Genomic DNA, 8512 nt, shown 5'->3' with positions numbered 1-8512 from the left:
CTGTAAGATATCTGTAGTAAGATTGTTCATAGGGAAGTCCTCTTTTCTGTGAATGTAGTGTGGTAACTCTATTCTACAGAAGGGGCTTCCTTTTTTCTATTTACACAAGATATTTTACACTCTCATTAAATATTAAAGATAGGGTGAAAGTAGAGTAGTTTTATAATTTTTTATGTGTTATATTATATAAAATAAAGTTATATGAACGTTTGCCACTCGGCTCATTTAGCTAATTTAATAAAATAAAGTATGGAGCCATCATTTTTATTGAATAATTGGAGGGTATCAATGAAGACATTAGAAATTAAAAACTTACACGTATCAATTGAAGACAAGGAAATTTTAAAAGGTCTAAACTTAACCATTAATACGGATGAAATCCATGCCATAATGGGACCAAACGGAACGGGTAAATCAACCTTAGCAGCGGCGATCATGGGAAATCCAGCTTATACAGTGACCGAAGGAGAAATTTACTTAGATGGTAAAAATGTATTGGAAATGGAAGTTGATGAGCGTGCTCGAGCTGGGCTATTCTTAGCAGTCCAGTACCCAAGCGAGATTCCTGGTGTAACAAATGCCCAGTTTATGAAAGCTGCCATTAATGCCCGTCGCGCTGACGATGACAAAATGAGTGTCATGGAATTTATTAAAAAACTCGATGAAAAGATGGCCATCTTAAACATGCCGGAAGAAATGGCAGAACGTTACTTGAACGAAGGTTTCTCAGGTGGTGAGAAGAAAAGAAACGAAATCTTACAATTAATGATGATTCAACCAGCCTTCGCCATCCTAGACGAAATTGACTCAGGACTTGATATTGATGCCTTAAAAGTTGTTTCACGTGGTGTAAATGAGATGCGTGGCGAAAACTTTGGTGCTTTAATCATTACGCATTATCAACGATTACTAAACTACATTACACCGGATTATGTTCATATTATTATCGATGGAAAAATCGTTAAATCAGGTGGTCCTGAATTAGCCAAACGACTGGAAGATGAGGGTTACCGCGGCATCGTTAAAGAGTTGGGCTTAGATTTTGAATTAAAAGAGTAGGTGAAACCTTTGACACAAATACCATTACATGAACAAAAAAGCTTAATTCCACAATACTCAAACGTTACTCAATCTTTTCAAGACGCACAACAACAAGCCTTAGCTGCTTGGGAAACACTGCCTTTACCTTTTATAGAGCGTATGAGCTACCCAACGTGGGAATTATTCAGCCAAGTGATTGCAAGTCCAAATGCCAGTGCCAGTGACTTAGTCTCTACTTATAAAAACAACCTAAAGCTTTCGGATGACCAAGAACTGAGTGCCCGCATTGCTCACTGTGGTAATACGACGGATGTTGATTTCGTGCTAGCAGACTTAGTGGAGCAAGGTGTAATTATTCAAGACCTCTTCACTGCAATGAATGAATTTCCTGAATTAGTGGATGCACATCTATTCAGTGCCATTTCAGCTACAGAAGATAAAGTTGCTGCCTACCATACAGCCTTTATGAACGGTGGATTATTCATCTATATTCCAAAAAACGTTGAAGTGAACTTGCCGATTGAAGCAGTGTTGCTACAAGACAGTCGTCAAAAACTTGCCTTCAACAAGCATATTTTAATTGTAGCGGATACGAATAGTCGCGTTGAATACTTAGAGAAATCAAATACGATCGGCGATACGCCCAATAGTGCCACTTTATTTGTTGAGGTGATTGCTCTCAATGGGGCTAATGTTAAGTATGTCTCAATGGATTCACTTGGAGCGAACACGACAAGTTTCATTCGTCGCTACGGGTTGACACAGCCTGATGCGAATATTTCTTGGGGAGTGGCGGCTATGAATAATGGGGATACAATCTTAGATACCTATACCGTCTTAGATGGTAACGGCTCAGCATCCAACGTTGATGTTATTAGTATTAGTAACCAATCGCAGACACAGACGATTAACACGAAGGTCCTCAATGTTGGTAAGAATACAACTGCCAACATCTTCCAACATGGGGTTATTCTTGACCAAGCGCGTCTAACGTTCAACGGTATCGGCCATATCGTTAAGAATGCTAAGGGCGCAGATGCACAACAGGAAAGCCGTGTAATGATGCTTTCTGATGATGCCCGTGCGGATACAAACCCAATCTTATATATTGATGAGTTTGAAGTCACAGCTGGTCACGCCGCAAGTGTGGGTCAAGTTGATGAAGAGCAACTGTATTACTTAATGAGTCGTGGTTTAAAGCACGAGGAAGCTGAATACTTACTCATCCGAGGATTTTTAGGTCAAGTGATTCAAACAATGCCATCTAATAAAGTAAGACAACAAATGGTCGAGATCATTGATGAGAAACTTAAAACATTAAACCATGATTAATAAATTAACTGTATCAACTATTAGGAGGTGACACCATGACATTCACACCTTTAAGACTCTTCTCTCAAGAGAAAAGCCAGTCTATTCGAGCCCAATTTCCAATCTTAGAACAAAGTGTCAATAATGAACCCTTAATATACTTTGATAATGCAGCTACATCCCAGACACCTCATTCAGTTGTTGAAGCATTAGCCGACTACTACCACTATGATAATGCCAATATTCACCGCGGTGTCCATACTTTAGCCGAGCGAGCAACACGTGCTTACGAAGGAAGCCGGCATTATATTGCAAACTTCATTGGGGCAAAGGATGCTAGTGAAGTGATCTTCACGAGTGGAACCACCGATGGGATTAATTTTCTTGCTAGAGGGCTTGTTGAAGACCAACTAGAAACCGATGATATTATTTTAACAACACCTCTAGAACATCATTCTAATCTAGTGCCTTGGCAAGAACTTTGTCAACGCAAGGGGGCAAAGTTAGAATATATGGCGCTTAATGAGGATTTTCAAGTTAACCTTTCTGTGTTAAAGAAAAGAAACACAGAAAATATTCGTGCCATCGTGATCCAACATGTATCCAATGTTCTTGGAGTTGAACAACCGATCCAAGCTCTTAGTGAATGGGCACGCGAACACGATATTTTACTCATTGTTGATGGCGCTCAAGCAATCCCTCATCAAGCGATTAACGTGAACGATCTAGGTATTGATGCGTATTGCTTTAGCGGGCATAAAGCTTATGGTCCGACTGGGGTTGGTATTTGTTACTTAAATGAAAGACACCACCAACAAGCACGTCCCGTTCAATATGGTGGTGAGATGATCCACTTTGTCGGTGATTATGAGAGTAATTATAAAGACTCACCATGGAAGTTTGAAGCCGGCACCCCACCGATTGCACAAGCGATCGCCTTACAAACGGCCTTAGAATATATTAACCAAATTGGTGTTGAAGCCATTGCTCAACATGAAGCCGCTTTGACCCAACAGTTGTACCAAGGGCTTCAAGAAATTGATGGTATTGAACTTTACCAGAGCCCTGATATCATTGCACGCAATCCTCATGGTATTATTAGTTTCAACTTTACTACTATTCATCCCCATGACGCAGCCTCTGCTTATGATATGGAAGGTATTGCTGTACGAGCTGGACATCATTGCGCCCAAGTATTGATGCGCAACCTTGATGTCGCGGCTACTTTAAGAGCGAGTGTTGGTATGTACAATACTGCCGCTGAAGTTGAACAATTTTTGTTAGTAACAAAGAAAATAAAGGAGTTTTTTGATTATGTCTCTATTTGATCTAACGAGTCTTTACAAAGAAGTCATCATGGACCATTCAAAGAACCCGCGCCATAAAAAACCGATTGCCCATTACACTCAGCGTGTTGAATTATTAAACCCGACTTGTGGCGACGCCATTGTTGTTGAATTCACACTGCATAATGACACAATTGAAGAAGTTGGCTTTACCGGCCAAGGTTGTGCCATTAGTATGGCCAGCGCCGATATGATGTGTGACACGTTAAAAAACAAAACAAAGGAGCAAGCGCTTGAGATTATAGAGAACTTTACCCATTTAATAGGTGGAGAACTGAAATCGCAAGCTAAACCTTTAATGGACACGACTCAATTACAAGATGTATTGCAAGATGCCTACTTGTTAGAAGGTATTAAGAAATTTCCTGCACGCTATAAATGTGGCATACTTGCTTGGAGAGCCCTTGAATTAGGCATGAGTCAAATTGCTCAGACAGAAGAAGGAATTATAGAAAGAGAGTGATACAATGAGTGACGTACCAGTTCTCGGCGATTATGAATTTGGTTTCCAAGATAATGCTGAGATTATTTTCTCGACTGGATTGGGATTAAATGAAGAGGTTATCCGAACCATTTCCCAAGAGAAGGATGAACCTGAATGGATGTTAGACTACCGATTAAAAGCTTATGAAATATATAAGAACAAACCCATTCCAGAATGGGGGCCTGATCTATCTGGAATTGACTTTAATGACATCACGTATTACCAAAAAGCAACTAACCGCCCTGTTCGTACTTGGGATGATGTTCCCGATGAGATTAAAAAGACTTTCGAACGGATTGGTATCCCAGAAGCAGAACGTGCTTATTTGGCAGGAGCGACAGTTCAATACGAATCTGAAGCAGTATATACACGTATGAAAAGTGCATATGAGAACTTAGGTATCATCTTTACGGATATGGATTCTGCCTTACGCGATTATCCTGAATTGGTTAAAGAATACTTTGGTAGTGTTGTCCCTTCAGAAGATAACTTCCAAGCAGCATTAAACAGCTCTGTATGGAGTGGTGGAACCTTTATCTATGTACCAAAAGGGGTACAAACAACTCTTCCACTGCAGACTTACTTCCGAATGAACAATGAAAAGTCTGGACAATTCGAGCGTACATTAATCATCGTAGATGAAGGTGCAAGTATTCATTACGTTGAAGGGTGTACTGCCCCAACTTTCTCATATGCCAACTTACATGCTGCCGTAGTTGAAATTGTCGTTAAAAAAGACGCCTATTGTCGTTATTCTACCATTCAAAACTGGTCAGACAATGTCTACAATATCGTGACTAAACGAGGTCACTGTGAAGAAGGCGCAACACTGGAGTGGATTGATGGGAACCTTGGTTCTAATCTCACTATGAAATATCCAAGTGTCTTCTTAAATGGACGTGGTTCTCGCGGAACCGTCTTATCAATTGCTTTCGCTGGTGAGAATCAACATCAACATACAGGGGCTAAAATCTTCCACATGGCTCCAGATACATCGAGTTCAATCGTTTCAAAATCGATTGCCAAAGACGGGGGAAATGTTGATTACCTTGGACAGGTCTACTTTGACAAGAACAGTGACCGTTCAATCTCACATATTGAATGTGACACAATTATTATGGATGAAAAGTCACGTTCTGATACGATTCCATTCAACGAGATCCATAACAGTAATGTGACCTTAGAACACGAAGCGAAAGTCTCAAAAATATCAGAAGAGCAACTCTTCTACTTAATGAGTCGTGGCCTAGATGAGGCAACTGCCACTGAAATGATTATTATGGGCTTTGTTGAACCATTTGCTAAAGAATTACCACTTGAATACGCCGTTGAACTGAACCGTTTAATCGCTTATGAGATGGAAGGATCGGTTGGGTAGAATCATTAACTGCAATATCAAACGCACAAAAAAGCTTGAGCAAAGACAATATAATCTGCTCAAGCTTTTTTTAACTAGATAATATGACTTGTTGAAAAACACCCTATCGAGACTTTATTGATGTGATGTTTTGGTGTTGATTTCCCATTTAGTTCCGATTACTTGGGTGCTCAGGATAATAGAGGCCGCCACATCGTGGGTCTTCATTTTCTTGGATAGTCATCATTTCCTTAGCGAGTTATCCAATCACTAGCAAAATATTGCCCATCTTTCAAGTCGAATTCATTCGCCATATATAACTTAGCCCCATTATGTACATATTCCTTTAACGTGCCAACGCTTAATATAGTTACTTTGCTGATCCGCATCCATAATGTTGACTGTACCTTCCTCGTTGATCAATATTAACTTCGATACCACTGGAACTCTGCACCTATACTGAGAAGATTCTCAACTAACTTCCCACGCTCTCGCTTCATCTGAATAAAGAAATCATTGCCGATCTCTCTCCCATTGCACATCCACATCCCATTTTCATATACATAATTCTGAAGCAAATTCTTGACTTCAAAATGAAAAACTTTATTTGGCGAGATCAACATAACATCAATCTGCATACGTCCAGCAGGCAGCGAAAGGTTCAAATCCGCTAAAACAACCCAATTTTTGGGAATCTCTGGCAATAGCATCAATAAAAATTCTCCCTCTCCAATAAAGCCCGTCCGGTAATTCTCCAACCGCCACTCCAAATTTTAAGGTAACTTGTAATACTCACTCAAACACTCCAAAAATTGCAGTTTATTCAATATAATCCAGCCTCCCTTTTTAGTCCTATTTATATATACGTAAAAAAGAGAGGATTCCATTAATTTGTTTTTGTAAATTTTGGTTTTTGGACCTCGTGATGATGGACGAGGCCAGTTTTCTCTGATATTCGGCCTCGTATACCCACACGAAGTCACTTCCACTCATTTTCAGGCCCCTCACCGATTCAGCAACGAATAATATCTTCCAAATAAAAAGGCACAATCCATATTAGTCATTACTAACATGGATTGTGCCTTATTTTCTACCAGTTTGCATTATCTAATTCAGCTTGTGTCCAAGGATATGGACTAACAGTAATGGGTTCCAATGTTTCTGGATGTGAAACTGTTACAACATTTGTTGTCAGATTATTTGGATGAGCTTTAACATCCGCATAGAAATAACCATTACTATCCGCTGTTATGGGTGGGATGCCCGTTGAAGCGTAACCGTCTAATTGCATTATATTTACTTCTGCAAAAGGATAAGTATACCCTTCAATATAACTTTGTCCTACGAAATACCGTTCTAACGTTAGATAACCCGATTCATGTGCTAACGCCGTAGGTTGGTACTGTACAATTGGCAATTCTGCTTCATAAACTTGTTGTCCCTGTTCATTTAGGATTGTTATTGTTGGAACTCTCCCCACCGCAGCGTCGGCATCAATTGAAAAATACCCCTCATCATTAGGTGTTGTTTCAATGACAGATAGTACCTCATCATTCATAGTCTGTGTCATAGTGACCACTATGTTATATAATGGGTTGACATAACCTGTGACTAAACCATCTTGTGGAAAGACAGGTTCAATAACTAATTCATCTAATTGAGTAGACAGTAGTTCCCACGTTACAGGTGGTATATCGCCTCGTCGCGAGGATAACATTCGCCAATCTTCAGGAACTGACCAATTACTTTCAGTTAAATCTCCCGGTACTATAGTAGAAGCGCCTCTTTCCTTCGCTGCCAAAGTTTCTAATTCTTCGCGAGTCTCAAGGGTCGCATATTCCTCAAAAACTTCAGGTTGATTATGATTATCCCACTTCAATAAACTAATCCCACCTTGATTATTATAAAAGAAATAAATGATATATTGCCAATCTCGTAACGGTTCAGTAATAATTCGACTATTAATATGAACCAATCTTTCATCCTGACCATTCGATTCTTTGACCGCTAACTCTTTTGTTTCATTGACTTCTGGATGTCCTTCCAAATAAAGAGCATTCTGCCTTGATCGATTAGGGCCCCAATAACTGTAATACATTGAAATTTTGTTATCTTCAATAGTTACATCAAAGTCAGCAAATTCTCGCTCAGTATTATCTACATGATAAAACCTCATATTTTTTGGCAACTTATCAAACTCTACTGCAAAAGGATATATTTTTTCCCTTTCGGCTTCTGTTGTATTCTCTTCAAAATATCTGTTCAAATAATCTGAAACAGTCATACTATGTGCCGTTGAATGTTTCCCATCAATACCATAAAATTGATACCCTTTTTTCTCTCCTGTTGATAAAATATTAGCTTCTTCCTCAGCTAAATAGAGCTCGGCTTCCTCTCTAGTAACTTCCCCATTTATAACCTCCATCAAACTAGAAATAACCCGCTCACGTTGCTCACCTAAGGTCTCTGCATTCACTAGCTGAGCCTGACTAAAAAACATGCTTGAACAAAGCAACAACAGACACAATCTCATTGTTAGTTTCATATCTTTTCTCCTGTACAAAATTTTTAAAAACATATTTTTATTGATGATATAAAAGAACTTTATAATAAGCAAGCTTAGTTAACTTGTTTATTTATTATATTCGATATCCACTAACTTAACCATTTGTTTATTAGCTGTGCTTAAAAATAAATTTGTATATGATGGTATATCGAATATAATCCACAAAAAGGAATCTGTTCATTGGCTTTTAAAATTTAAAGGTAAAGAGGCTGATACAAATAATTTTTTGGGCCTCGTGGTGATGGACTAAGCCAGTTTTGCTTGATATTTGGCCTCTTAAGTGTCAAGTCCATAATCTTGTGTAAAAGTCTCAATGTAGTTATATCATCTGGTCATCATGCACATTACACTTGTAAGAATGTCCGAGCGTTATTTTCCCAATTTTCGTGGAAATCAATTAATATCGA

7 protein-coding genes are annotated in these 8512 nt (G+C 38.9%); 5 read left to right on the top strand and 2 right to left on the bottom strand.

Annotated elements, in window-relative coordinates:
* The first annotated feature begins 288 nt into the window (after window positions 1-288).
* The 5 genes from sufC to sufB are packed head-to-tail and all read left to right on the top strand — an operon-like array spanning window position 289 to window position 5560.
* Complete coding sequence (gene sufC, locus ACEN33_RS11260; RefSeq protein ID WP_138404801.1) at window positions 289-1059, top strand: Fe-S cluster assembly ATPase SufC; 771 nt, start codon at window positions 289-291, stop codon at window positions 1057-1059.
* Window positions 1060-1068: 9 nt separating this feature from the next.
* Window positions 1069-2373, top strand: a complete 1305-nt coding sequence (sufD, locus tag ACEN33_RS11255; protein ID WP_407095126.1) for a Fe-S cluster assembly protein SufD — start codon at window positions 1069-1071, stop codon at window positions 2371-2373.
* 35 nt (window positions 2374-2408) lie between these two features.
* Window positions 2409-3680, top strand: a complete 1272-nt coding sequence (locus ACEN33_RS11250; RefSeq protein ID WP_407095125.1) for an aminotransferase class V-fold PLP-dependent enzyme — start codon at window positions 2409-2411, stop codon at window positions 3678-3680.
* Entirely contained in the window at window positions 3667-4161 is a 495-nt protein-coding gene (sufU, locus tag ACEN33_RS11245; protein WP_407095124.1) for a Fe-S cluster assembly sulfur transfer protein SufU, read from the top strand. The genes ACEN33_RS11250 and sufU overlap by 14 nt, the downstream gene beginning before the upstream one ends.
* A 4-nt stretch (window positions 4162-4165) precedes the next feature.
* Window positions 4166-5560, top strand: a complete 1395-nt coding sequence (gene sufB, locus ACEN33_RS11240) for a Fe-S cluster assembly protein SufB (protein WP_407089699.1) — start codon at window positions 4166-4168, stop codon at window positions 5558-5560.
* A gap of 404 nt (window positions 5561-5964) precedes the next feature.
* Here sufB and ACEN33_RS11235 read toward each other — a convergent pair whose 3' ends face one another.
* Together ACEN33_RS11235 and ACEN33_RS11230 are read right to left on the bottom strand one after the other, a co-directional pair.
* Window positions 5965-6297 carry a nuclease-related domain-containing protein gene (locus tag ACEN33_RS11235; RefSeq protein ID WP_407095123.1) on the bottom strand — a complete coding sequence of 111 codons (333 nt, stop codon included), beginning with the start codon at window positions 6295-6297 and terminating at the stop codon, window positions 5965-5967.
* Between the two features lie 332 nt (window positions 6298-6629).
* Window positions 6630-8084 carry a hypothetical protein gene (locus tag ACEN33_RS11230; RefSeq protein ID WP_407095122.1) on the bottom strand — a complete coding sequence of 485 codons (1455 nt, stop codon included), beginning with the start codon at window positions 8082-8084 and terminating at the stop codon, window positions 6630-6632.
* Window positions 8085-8512: the final 428 nt, after the last annotated feature.

The organism is Ruoffia sp. FAM 24228 (assembly GCF_045528575.1).
In the GTDB taxonomy this organism is placed as follows: Bacteria; Bacillota; Bacilli; order Lactobacillales; family Aerococcaceae; genus Ruoffia; species Ruoffia halotolerans.
This window is presented reverse-complemented; position numbering and strand designations above follow the sequence as displayed.

Bases quoted from the DNA above. Each gene is read 5' to 3' on its own strand.
- sufB (WP_407089699.1), top strand. From the start codon at position 4,166: ATGAGTGACGTACCAGTTCTCGGCGATTATGAATTTGGTTTCCAAGAT.
- sufC (WP_138404801.1), top strand. From the start codon at position 289: ATGAAGACATTAGAAATTAAAAACTTACACGTATCAATTGAAGACAAG.
- ACEN33_RS11230 (WP_407095122.1), bottom strand. From the start codon at position 8,084: ATGAAACTAACAATGAGATTGTGTCTGTTGTTGCTTTGTTCAAGCATG.
- ACEN33_RS11250 (WP_407095125.1), top strand. From the start codon at position 2,409: ATGACATTCACACCTTTAAGACTCTTCTCTCAAGAGAAAAGCCAGTCT.
- sufU (WP_407095124.1), top strand. From the start codon at position 3,667: ATGTCTCTATTTGATCTAACGAGTCTTTACAAAGAAGTCATCATGGAC.